Origin of the sequence: Streptomyces sp. A3M-1-3 (genome assembly GCF_024213665.1) — a bacterium.
GTDB lineage: Bacteria > Actinomycetota > Actinomycetes > Streptomycetales > Streptomycetaceae > Streptomyces.
Genome location: NZ_JANAVP010000022.1, coordinates 51,234 through 68,984, shown reverse-complemented (window position 1 = coordinate 68,984; position 17,751 = coordinate 51,234). Strand labels below are relative to the sequence as shown.

The 17,751-nt window shown below is 72.0% G+C and carries 19 protein-coding genes and 5 pseudogenes; 13 read left to right on the top strand and 11 right to left on the bottom strand.

The genetic code is table 11. From position 1 onward, the window contains the following. Positions 1-13: 13 nt before the first annotated feature. The 3 genes and pseudogenes from NLX86_RS23640 to NLX86_RS23630 all read left to right on the top strand — a co-directional run bounded on the left by NLX86_RS23640 (position 14) and on the right by NLX86_RS23630 (position 2,783). Positions 14-1,264 (top strand): SWIM zinc finger family protein, encoded by a 1,251-nt coding sequence (locus tag NLX86_RS23640; RefSeq protein WP_254373776.1) that lies wholly within the window; start codon positions 14-16, stop codon positions 1,262-1,264. After that, the gene (locus NLX86_RS23635) at positions 1,261-1,623 is read left to right on the top strand and encodes a hypothetical protein (protein WP_254373775.1); all 363 of its coding nucleotides are present in this window, start codon (positions 1,261-1,263) and stop codon (positions 1,621-1,623) included. The genes NLX86_RS23640 and NLX86_RS23635 overlap by 4 nt, the downstream gene beginning before the upstream one ends. Before the next feature lie 132 nt (positions 1,624-1,755). After that, a pseudogene (locus NLX86_RS23630) lies at positions 1,756-2,783 on the top strand (phosphatidylinositol-specific phospholipase C domain-containing protein). Positions 2,784-2,796: 13 nt separating this feature from the next. On the opposite strand, the gene NLX86_RS23625 reads toward NLX86_RS23630, so the two are convergent. Further along, a complete protein-coding gene (locus NLX86_RS23625; RefSeq protein ID WP_254373774.1) occupies positions 2,797-3,288 on the bottom strand; it encodes a DUF3574 domain-containing protein in 492 nt (163 codons plus the stop codon). 26 nt (positions 3,289-3,314) lie between these two features. Continuing rightward, positions 3,315-3,848 carry a hypothetical protein gene (locus tag NLX86_RS23620; RefSeq protein WP_254373773.1) on the bottom strand — a complete coding sequence of 178 codons (534 nt, stop codon included), beginning with the start codon at positions 3,846-3,848 and terminating at the stop codon, positions 3,315-3,317. A gap of 203 nt (positions 3,849-4,051) precedes the next feature. Between NLX86_RS23620 and NLX86_RS23615 the strand changes: the two genes are divergently transcribed. After that, positions 4,052-4,669, top strand: coding sequence for a chaplin (locus tag NLX86_RS23615; protein WP_254373772.1), 618 nt, complete (start codon positions 4,052-4,054; stop codon positions 4,667-4,669). 10 nt (positions 4,670-4,679) lie between these two features. Here the strand turns inward: NLX86_RS23615 and NLX86_RS23610 are convergent, their stop codons facing one another. After that, complete coding sequence (locus tag NLX86_RS23610; protein WP_254373771.1) at positions 4,680-5,354, bottom strand: DUF2293 domain-containing protein; 675 nt, start codon at positions 5,352-5,354, stop codon at positions 4,680-4,682. A 57-nt stretch (positions 5,355-5,411) separates the two neighbouring features. Between NLX86_RS23610 and NLX86_RS23605 the strand changes: the two are divergent. Both NLX86_RS23605 and NLX86_RS23600 read left to right on the top strand, forming a co-directional pair. Next, a pseudogene (locus NLX86_RS23605) lies at positions 5,412-5,645 on the top strand (hypothetical protein); the annotation flags it as partial. A gap of 228 nt (positions 5,646-5,873) precedes the next feature. Beyond that, entirely contained in the window at positions 5,874-6,347 is a 474-nt protein-coding gene (locus tag NLX86_RS23600) for a cupin domain-containing protein (RefSeq protein ID WP_254373770.1), read from the top strand. On the opposite strand, the gene NLX86_RS23595 is transcribed toward NLX86_RS23600, so the two are convergent. Then, positions 6,338-7,063: a helix-turn-helix domain-containing protein gene (locus NLX86_RS23595; protein ID WP_254373769.1), complete on the bottom strand. Its 726-nt coding sequence runs from the start codon at positions 7,061-7,063 to the stop codon at positions 6,338-6,340. The two genes, NLX86_RS23600 and NLX86_RS23595, sit on opposite strands and share 10 nt — an antisense overlap. A gap of 65 nt (positions 7,064-7,128) precedes the next feature. On the opposite strand from NLX86_RS23595, the pseudogene NLX86_RS23590 reads away from it, so the two are divergent. Next, a pseudogene (locus NLX86_RS23590) lies at positions 7,129-7,760 on the top strand (flavin reductase family protein). Here the strand turns inward: NLX86_RS23590 and NLX86_RS23585 are convergent. Next, a pseudogene (locus tag NLX86_RS23585) lies at positions 7,709-8,574 on the bottom strand (PQQ-binding-like beta-propeller repeat protein); the annotation flags it as partial. The pseudogenes NLX86_RS23590 and NLX86_RS23585 overlap by 52 nt on opposite strands. A gap of 68 nt (positions 8,575-8,642) precedes the next feature. On the opposite strand from NLX86_RS23585, the pseudogene NLX86_RS23580 reads away from it, so the two are divergent. Continuing rightward, positions 8,643-8,891 (top strand): annotated as a pseudogene (locus tag NLX86_RS23580) (DoxX family membrane protein); the annotation flags it as partial. 5 nt (positions 8,892-8,896) lie between these two features. Here NLX86_RS23580 and NLX86_RS23575 read toward each other — a convergent pair. Beyond that, positions 8,897-9,382, bottom strand: coding sequence for a DUF1772 domain-containing protein (locus NLX86_RS23575; protein ID WP_254373768.1), 486 nt, complete (start codon positions 9,380-9,382; stop codon positions 8,897-8,899). Between the two features lie 125 nt (positions 9,383-9,507). On the opposite strand from NLX86_RS23575, the gene NLX86_RS23570 reads away from it, so the two are divergent. Further along, positions 9,508-10,185 (top strand): uridine kinase, encoded by a 678-nt coding sequence (locus tag NLX86_RS23570; protein WP_254373767.1) that lies wholly within the window; start codon positions 9,508-9,510, stop codon positions 10,183-10,185. A 3-nt stretch (positions 10,186-10,188) separates the two neighbouring features. Here the strand turns inward: NLX86_RS23570 and NLX86_RS23565 are convergent, their stop codons facing one another. Both NLX86_RS23565 and NLX86_RS23560 read right to left on the bottom strand, forming a co-directional pair. Further along, the gene (locus NLX86_RS23565) at positions 10,189-11,103 is read right to left on the bottom strand and encodes a sugar kinase (RefSeq protein ID WP_254373766.1); all 915 of its coding nucleotides are present in this window, start codon (positions 11,101-11,103) and stop codon (positions 10,189-10,191) included. Then, entirely contained in the window at positions 11,100-12,023 is a 924-nt protein-coding gene (locus NLX86_RS23560; RefSeq protein WP_254373765.1) for a pseudouridine-5'-phosphate glycosidase, read from the bottom strand. The genes NLX86_RS23565 and NLX86_RS23560 overlap by 4 nt, the downstream gene beginning before the upstream one ends. 88 nt (positions 12,024-12,111) lie before the next feature. Between NLX86_RS23560 and NLX86_RS23555 the strand changes: the two genes are divergently transcribed. Genes NLX86_RS23555 through NLX86_RS23545 form a run of 3 tightly spaced genes read left to right on the top strand, consistent with a single transcriptional unit; the run spans position 12,112 to position 13,713 of the window. Continuing rightward, on the top strand, positions 12,112-12,549 hold the full coding sequence (locus NLX86_RS23555) for a VOC family protein (protein WP_254373764.1): 438 nt from the start codon (positions 12,112-12,114) through the stop codon (positions 12,547-12,549). Positions 12,550-12,559: 10 nt separating this feature from the next. Next, positions 12,560-13,321, top strand: a complete 762-nt coding sequence (locus NLX86_RS23550) for a class I SAM-dependent methyltransferase (RefSeq protein WP_254373763.1) — start codon at positions 12,560-12,562, stop codon at positions 13,319-13,321. Between the two features lie 29 nt (positions 13,322-13,350). Continuing rightward, positions 13,351-13,713: a cupin domain-containing protein gene (locus NLX86_RS23545; protein WP_254373762.1), complete on the top strand. Its 363-nt coding sequence runs from the start codon at positions 13,351-13,353 to the stop codon at positions 13,711-13,713. On the opposite strand, the gene NLX86_RS23540 is transcribed toward NLX86_RS23545, so the two are convergent. From NLX86_RS23540 to NLX86_RS23530, 3 genes are all read right to left on the bottom strand, one after another. After that, positions 13,703-15,022 (bottom strand): MFS transporter, encoded by a 1,320-nt coding sequence (locus tag NLX86_RS23540; RefSeq protein WP_254373761.1) that lies wholly within the window; start codon positions 15,020-15,022, stop codon positions 13,703-13,705. The two genes, NLX86_RS23545 and NLX86_RS23540, sit on opposite strands and share 11 nt — an antisense overlap. A gap of 120 nt (positions 15,023-15,142) precedes the next feature. Then, positions 15,143-15,691 carry a methylated-DNA--[protein]-cysteine S-methyltransferase gene (locus tag NLX86_RS23535; protein WP_254373760.1) on the bottom strand — a complete coding sequence of 183 codons (549 nt, stop codon included), beginning with the start codon at positions 15,689-15,691 and terminating at the stop codon, positions 15,143-15,145. Positions 15,692-15,731: 40 nt separating this feature from the next. Further along, complete coding sequence (locus tag NLX86_RS23530; RefSeq protein ID WP_254373759.1) at positions 15,732-16,619, bottom strand: glycerophosphodiester phosphodiesterase family protein; 888 nt, start codon at positions 16,617-16,619, stop codon at positions 15,732-15,734. Between the two features lie 265 nt (positions 16,620-16,884). Between NLX86_RS23530 and NLX86_RS23525 the strand changes: the two genes are divergently transcribed. Beyond that, positions 16,885-17,733 carry an MHYT domain-containing protein gene (locus tag NLX86_RS23525; protein WP_254373758.1) on the top strand — a complete coding sequence of 283 codons (849 nt, stop codon included), beginning with the start codon at positions 16,885-16,887 and terminating at the stop codon, positions 17,731-17,733. Positions 17,734-17,751: the final 18 nt, after the last annotated feature.

The window sequence follows — 17,751 nt, the reverse complement described above, 5'->3', positions numbered from 1 at the left end:
CAGCCTGCGCAGCATGAGCAACTCGAGCAACATGAGCGCCCGCCCCGACGACCGCCGCCGCACCTTCGACGCGGTCCCGCAGGGGAGCGCGGAGACCTGGTGGGGCCATGCCTGGGTGCGGGCCCTGGAGGAACTCTCCCTGGACGAGGGCCGACTGGCCCGGGGCCGCACGTACGCCCGCGAGGGGTACGTCGACACGATCAGCGTGACGCCGGGCCGGATCGTCGCGTACGTGCGGGGCAGCCGCGCCCGCCCGTACCGTACGGAAATCCGCCTCCGTACTCTCACGGACAGCGACTGGGACAGCTTCCTGGATACCGCGGCCGCGCATCCGGCGCATCTCGCGGCGCTCCTGGACAAGGACATGCCGCACTCCTTGGCCGACTCCTCCGCGGAGGCCGACGTCGTTCTGCTGCCCACCGCCGGGGATCTGGCCCCCACCTGCACGTGTCCGGACCGCGGTTGGCCCTGCAAACACGCGGCGGCGCTCTGCTACCGGACGGCACGCCTCCTGGACCAGGACCCCTTCGTCCTCCTGCTCATGCGCGGCCGGGGCGAACGTGAACTCCTCGACGCCCTGGCCCGCCGCAACGCGGCCCACGCCGCCCGCGAGCGCACCACCGCCCCGGCCACCCCAGGGATCGCGGCCCGTGAGGCCGTCGCACGCGGTCCGCTCCCGCCGCTGCCACCGCCGCTCCCCACCCCCGCACACCCGGCGCACCCCCCGTCCTACCCCGCGGTCCCCGGCGCCCCGGACCCCCTCGCCCTGGACCAGCTCGCCACGGACGCGGCGGCCCGCGCCCACACGATCCTCGCCACCTCACACGACCCGATCGCGGACCTCACCCCCTGGCAGGACGCCGTCCGCCTGGCCGCCGCCCAGCCCGGCTCCGGCTTGGCCGCCCCGACCCGCGCCCTCTACCGGGACCTCGCCGCCGCCACCGGCCGCACCCCGACCGACCTGGCCCGCGCGGTGGCCGCCTGGCGCCAGGGCGGCCCTGACGCCCTCCAGGTCCTGGAAACGCCGTGGGATCCCCCGGCGGGCCCCTTCGACCGAGCCCGGCCGGTCCTGGCAGCGGCAGGCCTCCCGAGTCTCCGCCCCTGGCGCAACCACCTGACGATCCCGGGCGGGTCCCTCCAACTCCGTCTGGGCCAGGACGGCTACTGGTACGCATACGAATCGGACCCGGGCCGCGACGACTGGTGGCCCAGGGGCACACCGTCGACCAACCCGGTGGAGGCGGCGGCCCGCCGCGTGACGTGATCATCAACCGTCCCGAAGCCTGCGTCTTCGTCGAAGCGATCCCGTTCCTGACCTACCAGCTCGGCTCCGACCACCAGGGCCTGGCCTTCCACGTCAACGGCGCCCGGTACCACCCCAACAGCACCTATCCCACTCTCGTTCCCGACGGACAGCCGCAACCGTGCGACAGGCGGATACCAGGCAAGTACGTACCGGGAAGCGCTGCCGCACCCGGCCTCCACCGCATCACGGAGCAGCTGGGCCCTGACGGTGACGGCGCGCAGCGGGTCGCCGTCACGATCGAGGCTGCCACGGGGTTGTGGCTCACCGATGGCATGCTCTCCGGCCCATGGACGGGTGAGCTTTCCGGAGGGCTGTGACGTCGGTCGCCGAGGTCGGGTCCGGCATCGCGTCCCTCACCCCTGAACGTAAGCCGCCGTCTTCCCGGGCCTCAGCCAACTCCCCTACTGTGCACCCACGTTGACCGGATTGACCGGTGAGAGTGGGGGAGTATGAGCACACTGGTGCGTACGGTAGCGACGGCTGCCGCGGCGGGGGCGCTCGCGTTCGCGGGGGCGCCGGCGCATGCCGGCCCGACGGGCGCGGACCCTGTCCAGTCGCCGTACTCGGCGACCACCGGCGTCGGCGTCCACAACGCGTACGAGAAGGCCAAGTACCCGTACTTCGCCGACGCGCTGGACTCCGGCGCCGCCATGCTCGAACTCGACGTGTGGACCAACGTCTTCGGCAGCTCCTGGCGGGTCTCGCACAGCAACCCGCTCGGCAACGACAACAACTGCGCACCAAGCCCCGCAACCAGAACCTCGCCGGCTGCCTCGCGGACATCAGAGCCTGGCACGACGCGCACCCCGGCCACCGGCCCATCCTGCTGAAGATCGAGATGAAGGACGGCTTCCGGGGACGGAACGGCCGCGGGCCTGCCGCCTTCGACGCCCTGCTCGGCAGCAAGCTCGGCGATGCGCTGTACCGGCCGGCCGATCTGGCCGGCGGCCGCGCGACGCTCGACGAGGCCGTACGGGCGGACGGCTGGCCCGCGCGGTCCGCCCTGGCCGGCCGGTTCATCGTCGAGCTGATCCCGGGCACGGTCGAGGAGGGCAACCCCGCCGACACCCTGTGGACCGACCGCGAGTACGCCACCCACCTGCGGGACCTGGCCGCGGCCGGGCGGCTGCGTGACGCGGCCGCGTTCCCCGCCGTACACAAGGCCGAGGCCGGAGACCCGCGCGCGCGATACGCGGACGCGAGCATCCGGCCCTGGTTCGTCGTCTTCGACGGCGACGCATCCGCCTGTGCGGGTGGCGGCATCGACACCGGCTGGTACAACGCCCGGCACTACCTTGTCGTCATGACGGACGCGCACAACGTCCCGCCCGCCACCGACGGCACCAACCCGACCGAGGCACAGGCGCGCGAACGCCTCGCCCTGCTGGCGGGGCGCCACGCTAGTGTCGTGTCGGCGGACTGGTACCCACTGCCCGCCGTACTGTCGACGGTCGTGCCGCGCGGCGCGGGCGCCTAGAAGCCGGGCGCGCCTAGAAGTCGGCGCGCGTCGGCTCGTCCAGCCGGGCCACCGACTCCTGCGCGTAGGCGCGCTCGTAGGCGTCGCGGATCCGCTCGATCTGACGGTCGTGCGCGCGGGCCTCGGTGACTGGGTAGAGCAGCATCAGTTCGTACGAACGCTCCCGCTCGATGGTGCCGCCTGCGTCCCGCCACTGTCCCCGGCCGTCCTGCACGGTGAGTCCCGACGGAAAGCTCGGCGTGACATGGCGGTCGATGAAGGCCATGAACTGCCGGTCGGTCACGTCCGGGCCGCCGTCGGGACGCTCGGTACCGAAGAACAGCCGCGTCTCGACGTACGCCTGGCCGCGCGCCGCCGCCGCTTCGGCGGAGGACGTCACGGCGGAGGGCTGCGGCTGCGCGCGTTCGGTGTCCAGCGTCGCGTACGCGGCGGGGGCGCCGGCCGCGAGGACGGCCGCGGCTGCTCCGGCCAGGGCGAGACGGGTGCGCTTCGTCAGGATCGGCACGCGAGGGGAACCTTTCGTCCGCGGGCTCACAGCTGCCCGGCCCAGTGCTCCAGAGCCATGAAGTCCGCTTCTCGCAGACCGCGCCTCGGGTGGATGCGGAGCAGGAGGGCCGGGGCGTCGTGGTGGGCGGTCACATGGGTCGTGTCGAGGTCGGTGATCATGTCGTCGACCCAGGCGAAGGGGCGGCCGGCGGCCCATTCGAGGAGCGGCCGGGTCTTCCAGTACAGCCCGTCGGGGTCACGCGCGAAGAGCTCGGGCCATTCGATCACCGGCAGGTCGCCGGTCAGTCCGATCACGGGCCCGATCATGTCGTTGGCCTGGTGCATCCAGGTGGTCGCCCAGGCCAGTTCGTACGGAAGGGCCGTCAGCCGCGCGCCGTGCCCGGGATGCAGCCGGACGCGCAGCCCGCGACGGTGGCGGCGGGAGCCCGGGGTCTGGCGGGCCAGCCAGTTGGCCGGGTGGAGGCGGTGTGTCGTGTAGCCGCGCATGCCGGGGAGGTACGCGGCGTACGGGTTGAGGGGGCCGTCTACGTCGAGGAGGAGCAGCGGGCGATCCGTCATGGCAAGGAGTTACCCGGGAGGGACCGGCTTCCATTCACGGGAGAGTAGTTCGATAAAACGCCCACTCGATGGAGTGAAAGGCGTATGAGCCATAACCCGAATGGCTCCATCGCGTTATTTCCGGTGCGGGTGAGTGCCCGTGAAATCCTCCGGAAAGCAGGGAACTGATGAGGCAGGTAAGCCGAAATGGCCTGGTAGCCGCGATGATCACGGGAACTGCGCTCGCCGGCGCGGGCTACGCGCACGCCGACTCGGACGCGGACGGCAGTGCGGTCGGCTCGCCCGGGGTGCTCTCGGGCAACACGGTGCAGGTCCCCGTGCACATCCCGGTGAACGTGTGCGGCAACACCGTGAACGTGGTCGGACTGCTGAACCCGGCGGTAGGCAACAACTGCAGCAACTCCTCGCACGGCAACAAGCAGGGCAAGCACGGGAATCATGGCAAGCACGGCGAGCACGGCGAGCACGGCGGGGCCACCGCGGAAGGGCGCGGAAAGGATTCGCCTGGTGTGCTGTCGGGCAACGGCGTTCAGATCCCCGTTGATGTGCCGGTGAACGTCACCGGCAACTCGGTCAACGTCGTCGGCATCGGCAACGCCGCCGTCGGCAACTCCTCCTCGAACACGCCGGGTCCGCGTCCCGAGCGCCCGAAGCCGGTCACGCCGCCGAAGGAGGAGCCGGTGCGCCACACCCCGCCGAAGGACACCGAGCTGGCGAACACCGGTACGGACGGTCTGGGCGTCGCCGTGCCGACGAGCGCGGCCCTGCTGCTCGGTGGCGCCATGCTCTACCGCAGGTCACGCGCCGCCGCCCGGCGCTGACCCGGCTCTCTCAGCCCGGTCCGCGCCAGGCCGCGAGTACCGCCTCGATCGTGGCCGCGACGCGGGCACGAGCCTCGTACCGAGGTACCCCCGCCATCAGCAGCGCGTCGTACGCCGTGTCGTCGTGGCGTACGGACGCACGTACCGCGGCCGTGACCGCGCCCTCGTCCAGGGCGCGGCCCGCCGCGCTGCGGCCCACCCGGCCGCTGCCGCGGACCGAGGCGTGCGAGGCGACGGCATGGGCTCGCTCCGGCGGGCAGCCGGGGAAGAGCCGGCGAATCTCCGCGGTGAACGCCGCGGTGAAGCGCACGTCCTCGGCCGCGCGGCGTACGGCATCACGCGCACGACGACGAGCCCGGGCCTCGGAGTCCGCGAGGCAGTCGGCCTCGGCGCGGGCGAGCGCCACCTCCTCGACGAGTACGCCCTGACGCTCGTACCGCCCACGGCGCTTGCTGAAGCGCACCACGACAGCCGACAGTGAACTGCCCTCGCGTGCCCGGCGGGTGAGGGCGGTGTCACCGCGCGGCAGATAGACCAGATGCCCCAGGTCCGCGCAGTCCAGGCAGCGCGGCGCGCCGTCATCGAGGACCAGACGGTCGAGCGGGACCTGCCGGCACTCCGCGCACTGGCTCCGCTTGACCGGCTCGAAGACCACAAGGTCCTTCGGCGGAAGGGAGGTTGCCATGCCTGCTTCATACCGACGAGCCGTGCGCGGCAACCGTGACAGCTCCCCTGATCACATATCCGGCCAAGTCGCATCAAGGACCTGACGGCAGCGCATCACGGCCTGCAGAAGCCGGCGCTGCTGGCGGGCATCTCCCGTGCGTACCAGCCGAAGGACGAGGAGGGCGAGCAGTTGCCGCCCGAGTCCACTCGCGTACAGGTCAAGGCGGAGGACGCGCTGCGGGACACCGCGGCGACGCTGACGAGGCTGTTCGATGTGACCGCCACCAAGGACTGGGCCAACTGCGGCGCGCATCCGGTGGCCCTGCCCGCGCAGCTTTCCCTTCGGATGCGCGGTAGTTCAAAGGCAGAACACGACGACATGATGACCGACCCGTGCCCTTAAGAGTGCCGGCGTGCGCAATTGGGCGGCATCACAGGGCTCGGGGGCAGGCTTCGCCCCCGGGCCCGCTCCTTTCCGGCCGGCGTTCCTGAGTCCCGGTAGCGTATGGGCGTTTCGGCCGACCTGGGAGGGGTTCACATGCGCGGTGACAAGCAGCAGGGGTGGATACGCAAGGCCATGGTGGTGGGCGGGTGCATGGCGGCGCTGGGGCTGGTGCCCTCGGCGGCGCTCGCCACGCCCGGCACGGGAGTCTCCGGCACGGTGCTGGCGAAGGGCACCTCGGAAGGGACCCTGAAGGTCAAGACCAAGGGACCCACCGACGTCGTGGTACGGGAGATCACCGTGCAGCCGGGCGGCTCCACCGGCTGGCACTACCACCCGGGCCAGCTCATCGCCGTCGTCAAGTCCGGGACGCTGACGCGCACGCTGGACGACTGCTCGGTGGAGGCCACGCCGGCAGGCTCGTCGTTCATCGAGCCCGCCGGACACCGGCACGTCCATATCGGGCGCAATCTCGGCACCGAACCGGTCGTGCTGTACGTGACCTACATGCTGCCGGCGGGCAGCCCGCTGTCCGTGGACGCCGACGCCCCGATGTGCGCTCAGGAGTAGTCCAGCAGCTCGTCCGGCAGGGCCAGATGGCGGCGCATCGCCACGCGGCCCTGGTCGGTCAGCGTGATGACGCGGGAGGCTTCCCGGCGTACCAGCCAGGACTCGTCCAGTGCATGACGGAACAGCGCCGCGCCCACGGCGCCCGCGAGGTGGGGGCGGCGCTCCGTCCAGTCCAGACAGGTGCGTAGGTGCGGACGGCGGGACGCGGCCGGGCGATCGTCCGCGATCCCCAGGTCGTGCAGCCACTCGGCGCCCGCCGCGGTCAGCGCCGGGCCGTACTCCCAGGCCAGCAGGGAGCGTTCGGTCATGGCTTCGGTGATCGCGACACCGAGAGCGCCTGCCAGATGGTCGTAGCAGGTACGCGCATGGGCCAGGGCACGGCGGCGGTTGGCGTCGGCCGGCGAACGGACCGGGGCGGGGTGACGCGGCGCGTAGGCCGCGAGCCCCTCGATCATCTCGGCGGTGTCGGGGCCTGCCAGCCGTACGTAGCGGTGGCGGCCTTGGCGCTCCTCGGCGAGGAGGCCGCCCGCGACGAGCTGGTGCAGATGCCCGGTGGCGGTGGAGGGCGCGACTCCGGCGTGGCGAGCCAGTTCCGTCGCCGTCCAGGCGCGGCCGTCGAGCAGCGCCAGGCAGAACGCGGCGCGCGTACGGTCGGCCAGCAGGCCCGCCAGGGCGGCGAGATCCGGGCTGTCGGCGTAGGTGTCGGGGCTGGTCACGGGTTCATTCTCGCCGTGCGTCACTTCGGCCGGGACCGAAGGGTCCGGCGGCTAGCGTGCGGATCATGGAAAGCGCGATACATACCGTTGTCCGGCCGAGCATTCTCTATTTCGGTACCCCCGTGGCGTTGCTGAGTACGGAGAACGAGGACGGCTCCTTCAACCTGGCTCCCGTCTCCTCGGCCTGGGCGCTCGGGCAGAGCGTGGTACTCGGGCTGGGCAGCGAGGGGCAGACGGGCAGTAACCTGGCCGCGCGGCCCGAACTCGTGATCAGCCTTCCCTCGCCCGAGCTGTGGGAACACGTGGAACGGCTGGCACCACTCACCGGGGCCGATCCGGTCCCGGAGAGCAAGCGCCCCGTCTACCGGTACGAGCCCGACAAGTTCGCCGCCGCCGGGCTCCGGCGGCAGGAGTCCGAGGTGGTGCGGCCACCGCGGGTCGCCGAATGCCCGCTGCAGCTGGAGGCCAGGGTCAGGGCGATCACGCCCGGTGCGGGCGGGCCGTTCCTGAGCGTCGAATGCGAGGTCGTGCGCGTGCACGCGCACGACCGCATCGTCGTGCCGGGAACCCAGCACATCGACCCCTCGGCGTGGAGCCGCTCGTCTACAACTTCCGCCATTACCACGGCCTCGGGCCCGAGCTCGGTCACGGCTTACGCTCTCGGACCAGCCGGCGTATCTCCCCGCGCACCCGGTAGAACCCGGCCGACGCCGGGTGCAGGGCGTCGACGACGTACCGAGCGCCGACCTGGCGTATCCCGCGCGGGAACTGGACGTTCCACGACGGCTCGAAGCCGTCCGAGACGACGTGCACCCGCACCCGGCCGCCGTCCTGGACGCACTCCACCACGACGCCACCGGCCGGCGGAGCAGACACCGTCGCCACCGCTGTCGGCGACGCCGCCGGCGTGTCCGTGGCAGCGCGGCGGCCGACTTGACGTCCACGGCGACCGGGACCGTGCCCTGCTGGGCGGCGGCTATCGCGGCAGCGCTCGCATCCACGCACACCAGCGAGCCGTCCGTGGTGACCATGTAGAGCTTGTCGTCCAGATACTGCATGGAGAGAGCCGAGCCGCCGCCCGTCCCCAGCTTCCACAGCCGCGTGCCGTCCGCGTCGAAGCAGTAGACCGAGGACGCCGAGTCACCGGCGAAGACATGGCGGCCCCCCGACGCCGTGGCGCACGAGTACACCGCGGTGTCGCAGCGGTACGTCGCCTCCACCACGCCCGTGTCCTTCGACAGCCGCTGCACGACATGACGGGCCGTGCCGGCGTACACCGACTCGTGGATGTCGACGTCCGCCGCGATGTCGTACGCCCCGAACGGCAGCTTCGACGACAGGTCGTACACCGTGCCGTCGTCGCACCCCGCATAGATCCAGAAGCCGTCCGCGACCAGGCACTTGACGCCGTCCGGCAGCGAGTAGCGGGCGAGCACCTCGCCGCCGTGACTGACGGGCCGCCACTGACAATCAAGCGCCGCGGCGGCCGCGGCCCGAATGGCCCAACACCGCTGCGGCCCGTCCCTCCCGGGCTCGGAGAGTGGATGCGTACGCCCAGCCCGTACACCGGGAGACACGCATGGCAGCCATCAACCGACGCGACCTCGGCCTGCTCACGCTGCGGGTCGGCACCGGCGCCGTGCTCGCCGCTCACGGGGCGCAGAAGTTGCTGGGCTGGTTCGGGGGCGGCGGCATCGCGGGCACCGCAGCGGCAATGGAGTCCATGGGCTTCACGCCGGGCAGGCAGAGCGCGATCGCGGCGGGCCTCGGCGAGGCGGGCGGCGGGGCGCTGCTGGCCCTGGGTTTCGCCACCCCGCCGGCACCCGCACAAGGTCACCGGCCCGCGGTCAGCCCCAGGATGAAGAGCGCCGCGGCGGCGAAGGAAGCGACGGTCCGCACATGGTTGCCCGCCGTCCACACGCGCACGTAGCGCTCCCAGTACGCCGCGCTCTGCTCCGCCGCCGGATCCATGCCCGCCAGCGCGTTGTTGCGGGGAATGTGGAACACGATCGTCAGTACCAGCGAGCCGAAGAAGTACACGACTCCGCCGGCCAGCGCCCAGCCGGCACCCGGCTCGTCCCACCGAGTCAGCGCCACGACCGACGTCGCGACCGACAGGAGGGCCGCACCGAGGAATGCCAGCACGAACCACGGGATCACCGCGATGTTGATCGACTGCATCGCGGCGATGCCCTGCCGGGCGGGCAGTGCGGCCAACGCGCGCATCACAGCCGTCGAGAAGGCGTAGAACGTCCCGGCGACCACGCCCGTGCCGAGGGCCGAGAACAGGGTCAGGGTGAAGAGCAGTCCGGTATCCATGTGATCAGTGAACCCCGGACCCGGCTCCGAGAGGATGGCTGAGGCGCTCAACTCCGTGTGCGTGCGTCTCGGGCCGCACCGCGCGGGGGGTGACCTCCACGGCGCCATGGGGCGATCATGGGCGCGTGCAGCTGGAAGCGATCACGTGGGAGCGCCTGGCCGAGGCGCTGGCCGCGCATGTGGACGGGCTGAAGGACGGCCCGGAAGACGGCCTGAAGGACGGCCTGAACGACGGCCTGACGGACAGCCCGTGGCTGCGGGTGGCGGTCGACGGCGCCCCGGCCGCCGGCACCGGACCGCCGGCCGAGATGCTCGCGGAGGCGCTGCGGCTGCGCGGTCGTTCCGTACTCGTCATCGGCACCGGCGGGTTCCTGCGGCCCGCATCGCTGCGCTTCGAGTACGGGCGCGAGGACCCCGACACGTACTACAGCGGCTGGTACGACACGGGCGCGCTGTGGCGCGAGGTCTTCGGTCCGCTGGCCGCCGGCGGCAGCGGGCGGGTGCTCCCCGACCTGTGGGACCCGGTGACGGACCGCGCGACCCGCACGCCCTACGCCCACCTTCCGCTCGGCGGAGTGCTGGTGCTGCACGGACCCCTGCTGCTGGGACACTGGTTCCCGTTCGATCTGACCGTGCACGTACGGCTCTCGCCCGGCGCTCTCGCCCGGCGCACGGAAGAGGGCGCGCGCTGGACGCTGCCCGCCTTCGCCCGGTACGAGACGGAAGCGGACCCGGGAGAGGCCGCGGATGTGCTAGTAGGGGCGGACGACCCGCGCCACCCGGCATGGAGCGGAATCCGCTAGGCCCTACTGGGCCCCACGGGTCCGCGATCCCGGGCGGCCGCCCATCCGCGTCACCGCTTCCGCGCCCGCCCGGCAGCCCGCCTCCGCGGCCGCCACCGGACCACCGCCCGCAAGGAGAGCGGCGAGGAACGCCCCGGTGAACGCGTCCCCCGCGCCCGTCGAGTCCACCGCCTGCGCCGCAGCGGGCGAAATCCTGGCGGTCACCGCACCCGACTCGGCCACCAGCGCGCCCCGAGCGCCTTGGGTGGTGACAACCAGCGGGACGTGGCGGCTCAGTTTCGCGGCTGCTTCGGCCGGATCGGGCAGTCCGGTGAGCAGGCGGGCCTCGTCGTGGTTGGGCAGCAGGATGCAGGCGCCCTCGACCGCGGCGAGGAACCGGCTGACCCCGAAGTCGGCGATGAACCCGGCGGATGCAGGGTCCACGCTCACCGGGACACCGCGCGAACGGGCGCTCCGCAGGGCGAGCAGGGCCAGCTCGCGGCTCGACTCGGCGAAGAACAGATAACCCGACACATGCAGATGCGCGACGCCGTCGAGCAGCGCGGGAGACCAGTCGGCGGGACACAGGCGCAGTGTCGCCCCGCTGTCCGTCAGGAAACTGCGCTCGGCGCCGGCCGAGGCGTCGACGAGCGAGACGACCGTCGTGGTCGGGGCACCGGTGTCGACGACAAGACGCGGGCGCACGCCCGCACGCTGCAGGAACCCCTCGTGCCAGGAGGACCGGTCGGCGCCCACGCGCGCCAGCAGACTGACCTCCGCGACCCCCTCATGGGCCGCCCAGCAGGCCACGTTGGCGCCCGCGCCGCCCGGCAGGATGCGGATGTCCGCCGCTGTGTCGGTCGCCGGAGCGGGCGGCTCGCGGTGCACCGCCACCACGTCGGTGACCACGTCACCGACGACGAGCAGGCCGTCGCTCACCGGGCGGACCAGGCCGCCGCGATGCGCGCGGCGAGCCGTACGTTTCCGCGTACCGCCGCCAAATTGGCCTCCAGGGACGCCCCTCCCGTGGCGCGTACCAGGAAGTCCAGCAGGAAAGGGGTGACGGCCTGGCCGGTGATTCCGCGTTCGCGGCACTCCTCCAGCGCCTCGGCCAGCACCCGGTCGTGCAGCGCCGGGTCCAGCTGCTCCGCCTCGGGTACGGGATTGGCCACCAGCAGCGCTGACTCCGGTCCGTCCAGCGCGTCCTGAGCCTCCATCACCCCCGCCACCTCTTCCGGCGTGTGGACCGTCCAGTCGACGGGCTCTCCCGAACTGCTCAGGTAGAAGCCGGGGAAACGTTCCGTCCGGTAGCCGAGGATGCCGACACCGAGCGTTTCCAGCCGCTGCAGTGTGGCCGGCACGTCGAGGATCGACTTCACCCCGGCGCACACCACAGAGATCCGTGTCCGGGCCAGCAGCCCCAGATCCGCCGACTCGTCCTGCGTCTCGGTCCACCGCCGGTGTACGCCGCCCAGTCCGCCCGTGGCGAAGACGCGCAGCCCCGCCCGCGCGGCCAGGAACGCTGTCGCGGACACGGTCGTCGCGCCGCTCGCGCCCGTCGCGAGCGCGGGCGCGAGATCGCGATGACCGAGTTTGCGTACGGTGTTGTCGCCCGCGACACGCTCCAACTGCGCCTTGTCCAGCCCGATACGGGGCACGCCGTCGAGCACGGCGACGGTGGCGGGCGCCGCGCCGCCGGCCCGCACGAGGGCCTCCAGCTCCTCGCCGACCCGCAGATTGCGCGGGCGCGGCAGACCGTGCGCGATGATCGTCGATTCCAGCGCGACGACGGGACGGCGCTGCTCCAGCGCATCCCGCACCTCGTCGGACAGGGCCAGGACAGATGATTGTGGAGGCATGTCCCCATCCCTGGCACGGCGACCGGGTCGGCAAACGTAGCGGCGCCCCCTCTTGTGCCCGTGACGGATCGCGCAGCAGCCTGGTCGTATGACGGACATACGCATAGACCACGTCGTCCTTTGGGTGAGCGATCCGCTCGCCTCGGTGGAGTTCTTCGAGAAGGCCGTCGGACTGCCCTCCGTCCGGGCCGCCGAATTCGCGGAGGGAAAGGCGTCCTTCCCCTCCGTGCGTATCTCCGACGCGTCGATCCTGGACCTCGCGCCGCACTCCATGGCCGGGGCCATGAACGTCGTACCGGGAGCGCAGGGCGCGGCGGGCCATCCGGTCAACCATGTCTGCCTGGCCATGGACCGGCAGGCGTTCGACGCTCTGCGCGACCGGCTCGAGGCGCAAGGGGTGCCCGTCAGCCCGTACTCCCACGACTCCTTCGGAGCCCGCGGCAGCGCCCCGCGCAGCTTCTACTTCCGCGATCCGGACGGGAACATCTTCGAGGCCCGCCACTACGACCAGCCCGACACGCCCTAGCGTTGGCTCCATGCACTCGCCCCGCCGTTTCTACGACCGCCTCGCCGACAGTTACGACCTGATGTATGCAGACTGGGACGCGAGCATCGCGCGGCAGGGCGAGGCGCTCGGCATGCTGATCGACGACGCGCTCGGGGAGGGGGCGTACGACGTACTCGACTGCGCCTGCGGCATCGGCACCCAGGTGCTGGGCCTCTCGGCGCGCGGGCACCGAGTCACCGGCAGCGATGTGAGTCCGGTCGCCGCGGGCCGGGCGGCACGGGAAGCCGCGGCGCGAGGTCTCCGGCCGCCGGTCACGGCCGCCGACATGCGGGCGCTGCCGTTCCCCGACGCCACGTTCGACGTTGTCGTCTGCGCGGACAACTCCCTGCCGCATCTGCTGACGCCCGAGGACGTACGCGCCGCGCTGCGGGAGATGCGGCGCGTGCTGCGCCCGGGCGGGCTGCTGTTGCTCTCCACGCGCCCGTACGACGCGTTGCGGCGCGAGCGGCCCGCCTCCGCGCCTCCGCACGTCAGGACCGGGCCCGACGGGCGGACCATCACCTTTCAGCTGTGGCACTGGCACCCGGACGGGGAGCGCTACGACGTGGAGCTGTTCCAGTTGCTGCCCGAGGGGGACGCGTGGACGACGCACACCCGGCTCACCACGTACTGGGCGCTGCCCCAGGACGAGACCGCCGCGTTCGCGGTGGAGGCCGGCTTTACGGCCACCGAGTGGCACGACCCGGCCCGCAGCGGGTTCTTCCAGCCGGTCATGACCGCCCGGCGGTGACCGACGGGCGACAGGTTAGGGTGCCCGCCATGACGAACCTTGATCACGCTCCCGCCTCCTTCGCCGTGCACATCCCCGACGCCGACCTGGAGCCCGAGCCCCTCGACCCGGGCCAGATCGTCTCCGGCGACCCCGTCGTGACGGGGAAGGTGCTGTGGGAGTCCGCCGACGGCAAGCAGCTCCGCGGAATCTGGCAGATCACCCCGGGCGTTGTCACCGACACCGAGGCGAACGAGCTGTTCGTCGTGGTCAGCGGACGCGCGACCATCGAGGTCGAGGGCGGCGACACCCTGGAGGTCGGCCCCGGATCCGCCTGTGTGCTGCGTGAGGGCGACCGTACGACGTGGACCGTCCACGAGACGCTGCGCAAGGGCTACCACATCAGTCTTTGACGGCCCCAGCCCCAGCCCCAGCCCCAGCCCCGGCCCCGGCCTCTGCCGCCGGCCGGCGGCGGGCGGTGAGCAGGGCGAGTGCGGCCATCGGCAGCAGCAGAGCGGCGCCCAGGGCGTTCAGCCAGCCGTAGCCCGCCTGCGAGACGATCAGGCCGGCCGCCGCACCGCCGATGCCGGCGGCCGTGTTCATCGTCAGGTCCGACAGGCCCTGGACAGCGGCGCGGGCGGGCTGCGGCACGGAGTCGGTGAGCAGCGCCGAGCCGGACACCAGGCCGGCCGACCAGCCGAGCCCGAGCAGGAAGAGCCCGGCGGCGGTCTGGCCGTGGCTGGGGCCTGCCGTGCCGGCCAGCAGCGCCGCGCAGGACAGCAGGCCCACGGCCAGCCCGATCACGGCGAGCCGCCCGATCCGGTCCGACAGCCAGCCCATGACCGGCGAGAAGGCGTACATGCCGGCGATGTGGCCGCTGATCACCAGACCGATCAGCTCGAGATCGGCGCCGTGGTGTCCGAGGTCGACCGGTGTCATCACCATGATCGAGACCATCGCGGTGTGCGACACGGTCACCGTGACCAGCGCGAGCCGGGCACGCGGGGACGCCGCCACCGCGGCGAGTCCCGCGCCCAGCGAGCGGCCCTCGGCCGACTGCTGCTCCTGCGGAGCCAGGACCCGCGCCGCGAGCAGCGGGTCCGGCCGCAGCAGGATCGCGACCATGACGCCGGCGAGCAGGAATATCCCGGCCGCCCACAGGAACGGCCCCGCCGTCTCGGGTATCGCGGTGCCGGCGAAGCCGTGGCTCGCGGGCGCCGCGATATTGGGTCCGAGGACCGCACCTATGGTCGTCGCCCACACGACGGTGGAGATCGCCCGGCCGCGCCGGTCGGGCTCGGCGAGGTCGGCAGCCGCGAAGCGGGCCTGAAGATTGGCGGAGGAGCCGGCCCCGAAGCCCGCCATACCGAGCAGCAGCAGCGGGAAGCTGTCGATCACGGCGGCGAGGACGACGAGGCACGCGCCGAGGGCCCCGATGAGATACGCGAGTACGAGACCCGGGCGCCGGCCCCGCGAGGTCATCAGGGCGGCCAGGGGCATCGACAGCAGCGCGGTGCCGGCCACCGAAGCGGTCGGCGCCAGGCCGGACATCGCCTCGGTGCCGCTGACTTCGGTCGCGAGCACCGGCGCGAGGGCGATGCCGATCGGCACCCCGAGGCCGCCGAGGATCTGGCTCACGATGAGCACGGCGGACGTACGCCGGCGCAAAGCGGGCAGATCGGCCACCACGATGGTCGGGACGGCTCTCTCGGTAGCGGTCACCCGGCGTACGCCCTTCCTCCGTCGGCCCACAGAGCCTGATACAAGTCCACGGGTGTAGTCACCGCAGCAGTGTGCCACCCCTTACGCCGAGGTGACATAGGGTTAACCGGGTCAAGGCGGTCAGAACAGCGGCCGCGGCAGCACGCCTTCCAGCGCCAGCAGCATCCGCTTCGTCTCCAGACCGCCCCCGAAGCCGCCCAGGCCCCCGTCGCTCTCCACCACCCGGTGGCAAGGCACCACCACCGGCAGCGGATTCGACCCCATGGCCGCACCCACCGCCTGCGCGGCGCCCGGCTGTCCCACCCGCTCGGCCAGCTCCCCGTAACCCACGACCGAGCCGTACGGCACGGTCGCCGCCAGCTCGCGCAGTACCTGCCGGTTGAACCCGGATATGAGCGACCAGTCCAGCGGCAGCTCGAAGGCCCTCAGCTCACCCGCGAAATACGCCGCGAGCTGACGTATCGGTTCGGCCAGCCGCGCGGAACCGGGAGCCTCCACCGGCTCGGCGCCCAGCCGGGCACGCAGCCGGTCGAGCACCCTGTCCCGCACCGCCCCGTCGGCATGGAAAACGACGCTGACGAGTCCCTCGCCGGTCGCGGCCAGGAACAGCGGCCCGATATCGCTGCCGACGACGGTCCACTCCACCTCGAACTGCTCGCTGCTGTTCACGCGAACCACCGTACGGCGGGCCACTGACAACGCCGTCCAGTCAGCCCTCGCAGACGGCCTCGCCCACGACGTCGGGGTTGTTCGTGATGATGCCGTCCACGCCCAGGTCCCGGGCCCGAACGGCCCCGGCGGCGTCGTCGACGGTCCAGGTGTTCACCTCGAGCGGCCTCCCGTGCGCGCCGTTCAGCGCGTGGATCGCGGCCACGTAGCCGGACGTGATCGTCGTGTGCGAGGGATTGATCCGGTCCGTGAACGCCGCGTACGCCGCCAGGTCGGCGACCGGCGGCGTACCGAGGAACCCCGTCGTGACTTCGGGGCGCTGCTGGTGCACGGACCGCAGGCTCTCGACGCCGAAGCTCTGGATCACGAGCCGCTCGTTGACGTGGACCGCGTCCAGCCAGCCCGCCTCGTCCAGCACCCGCAGGGTGTCCTGCTCGATCCCCGGGTACAGCTCGGGCTTCTTGATCTCCAGGAGCAGCCTCTGCTCATTGTGCGAGAGCCGGTTGACGTACTGCTCCAGCGTGGGCACGCGGGCTCCCGCGAACTTCTGGTCGAACCAGCTCCCCGCGTCCAGTCTGGCGATCTCCGCGGCCGTGAAGTCCTTGACCTTCCACGGGGCACGGCCGGGGAAGACCTCCTCCGCGTTCGTCGTCCGCACGAGGTTGTCGTCGTGCATGACGACCAGCCGGCCGTCCTTGGTGCGCTGGACATCGTTCTCGACCCACTCGAAGCCCATCCGGTCGGCCAGGTCGATCGCCGCGAGGGTGTTCTCCGGCGCGTACGCCGAAGCGCCCCGGTGCGCGAACACCACGGGGCAGTGCTGACAGAGGGACTCCCGGGCCCGGGCGGCGGAGGGGGCGGCGGGGGCGACCAGCGCCGTGGCTCCGAGGAGCGCTGCGGCGGCTGCTGCGGCAGGGCGTAGGTACACGTTCGTTCTCCTCACGGCGACGGCTCGGCAGACCGGTGCCCGCCCGCCGAGCGTGACAGCCGACCGTCAACGGGGGACAGGTGCAGGATGACCACAACGTGAACGAATACGCCCGGATCGTGACGACGGTACGTTTCTGCGGTGCCAAATTGCCTGGAGCCGGTGCGCGCGCCCCGTCCGCCGTCCTACTCTCGCCCTCAAACAGGCCCTTAGCGCCACCACTTGGGCCGGACCTCGCAGAGGATGGGCTGAAGGGCAGACACGCATGCACGGTACGGTCGACGGTTTCAGCTATGGCCTGGTCACGCCGCTGGCGGCCTATCTCATGGCCTGTCTCGGCGGCGCTCTCGGGCTGCGCTGCGCCACCCGTTCCCTGCTGGTCAAGCGTTCCTGGAAGCCCGGTTGGCTGGCTCTGGGGGCCACCGCCACGGGTTCTGGAATCTGGAGCATGCACTTCATCGCGATGATCGGCTTCTCCGTCGAAGAAACTCCGCTGAGTTACGACAAACGGATTACCTTCGCGAGCCTGGCCGTCGCGATCGTCATGGTCGGCGTCGGGATCTTCATCGTCGGCTATCGCGGCCCCACCCCCATGGCACTGGTCACCGGCGGCACGATCACCGGCCTCGGGGTCGCCTCGATGCACTACCTCGGCATGGCCGGGATCCGGCTGCACGGACGGCTCGAATACGACACGGTCACCGTCGCGATCTCCGTCGTGATCGCCGTTGTGGCGGCCACCGGTGCGCTCTGGGCTGCGATCTCGGTACGCGGCTTCCTGCCCGCCCTGGGCGCCAGCCTAGTCATGGGCATCGCAGTCAGCGGCATGCACTACACGGGCATGGCGGCGCTGAGCGTCCGGTTGCACGGGCCCGAGTCCCCGGTCGGCGGTGATTCTCCCGCCAGCCTTCTGGCGCCCATGCTCATCGGCCCGGTGATCTTCCTCTTCGTGGCCGGCGTCGTCGTGATGTTCGACCCGCTGCTGGTCATGGGCACCCCGGAATGGCAGAACCGGGCGACCGCCCCCCGGACCCCGCCGCTCCCCCCGCCCGTCCCGCGCTCCCGGCCCGTACCCCCGCCCCGCAGCGGCGCTCCGTACCGCCGGGACTGGTGATCCGACCCCGATCGGTGC

What these genes read in the sequence shown, in the direction of transcription:
- NLX86_RS23615 (WP_254373772.1), top strand. Translation starts at nt 4,052, where the DNA reads ATGATCACGGGAACTGCGCTCGCCGGCGCGGGCTACGCGCACGCCGAC.
- NLX86_RS23555 (WP_254373764.1), top strand. Translation starts at nt 12,112, where the DNA reads ATGACGGACATACGCATAGACCACGTCGTCCTTTGGGTGAGCGATCCG.
- NLX86_RS23610 (WP_254373771.1), bottom strand. Translation starts at nt 5,354, where the DNA reads ATGGCAACCTCCCTTCCGCCGAAGGACCTTGTGGTCTTCGAGCCGGTC.
- NLX86_RS23550 (WP_254373763.1), top strand. Translation starts at nt 12,560, where the DNA reads ATGCACTCGCCCCGCCGTTTCTACGACCGCCTCGCCGACAGTTACGAC.
- NLX86_RS23600 (WP_254373770.1), top strand. Translation starts at nt 5,874, where the DNA reads ATGCGCGGTGACAAGCAGCAGGGGTGGATACGCAAGGCCATGGTGGTG.
- NLX86_RS23560 (WP_254373765.1), bottom strand. Translation starts at nt 12,023, where the DNA reads ATGCCTCCACAATCATCTGTCCTGGCCCTGTCCGACGAGGTGCGGGAT.
- NLX86_RS23640 (WP_254373776.1), top strand. Translation starts at nt 14, where the DNA reads ATGAGCAACTCGAGCAACATGAGCGCCCGCCCCGACGACCGCCGCCGC.
- NLX86_RS23525 (WP_254373758.1), top strand. Translation starts at nt 16,885, where the DNA reads ATGCACGGTACGGTCGACGGTTTCAGCTATGGCCTGGTCACGCCGCTG.
- NLX86_RS23545 (WP_254373762.1), top strand. Translation starts at nt 13,351, where the DNA reads ATGACGAACCTTGATCACGCTCCCGCCTCCTTCGCCGTGCACATCCCC.
- NLX86_RS23575 (WP_254373768.1), bottom strand. Translation starts at nt 9,382, where the DNA reads ATGGATACCGGACTGCTCTTCACCCTGACCCTGTTCTCGGCCCTCGGC.
- NLX86_RS23620 (WP_254373773.1), bottom strand. Translation starts at nt 3,848, where the DNA reads ATGACGGATCGCCCGCTGCTCCTCCTCGACGTAGACGGCCCCCTCAAC.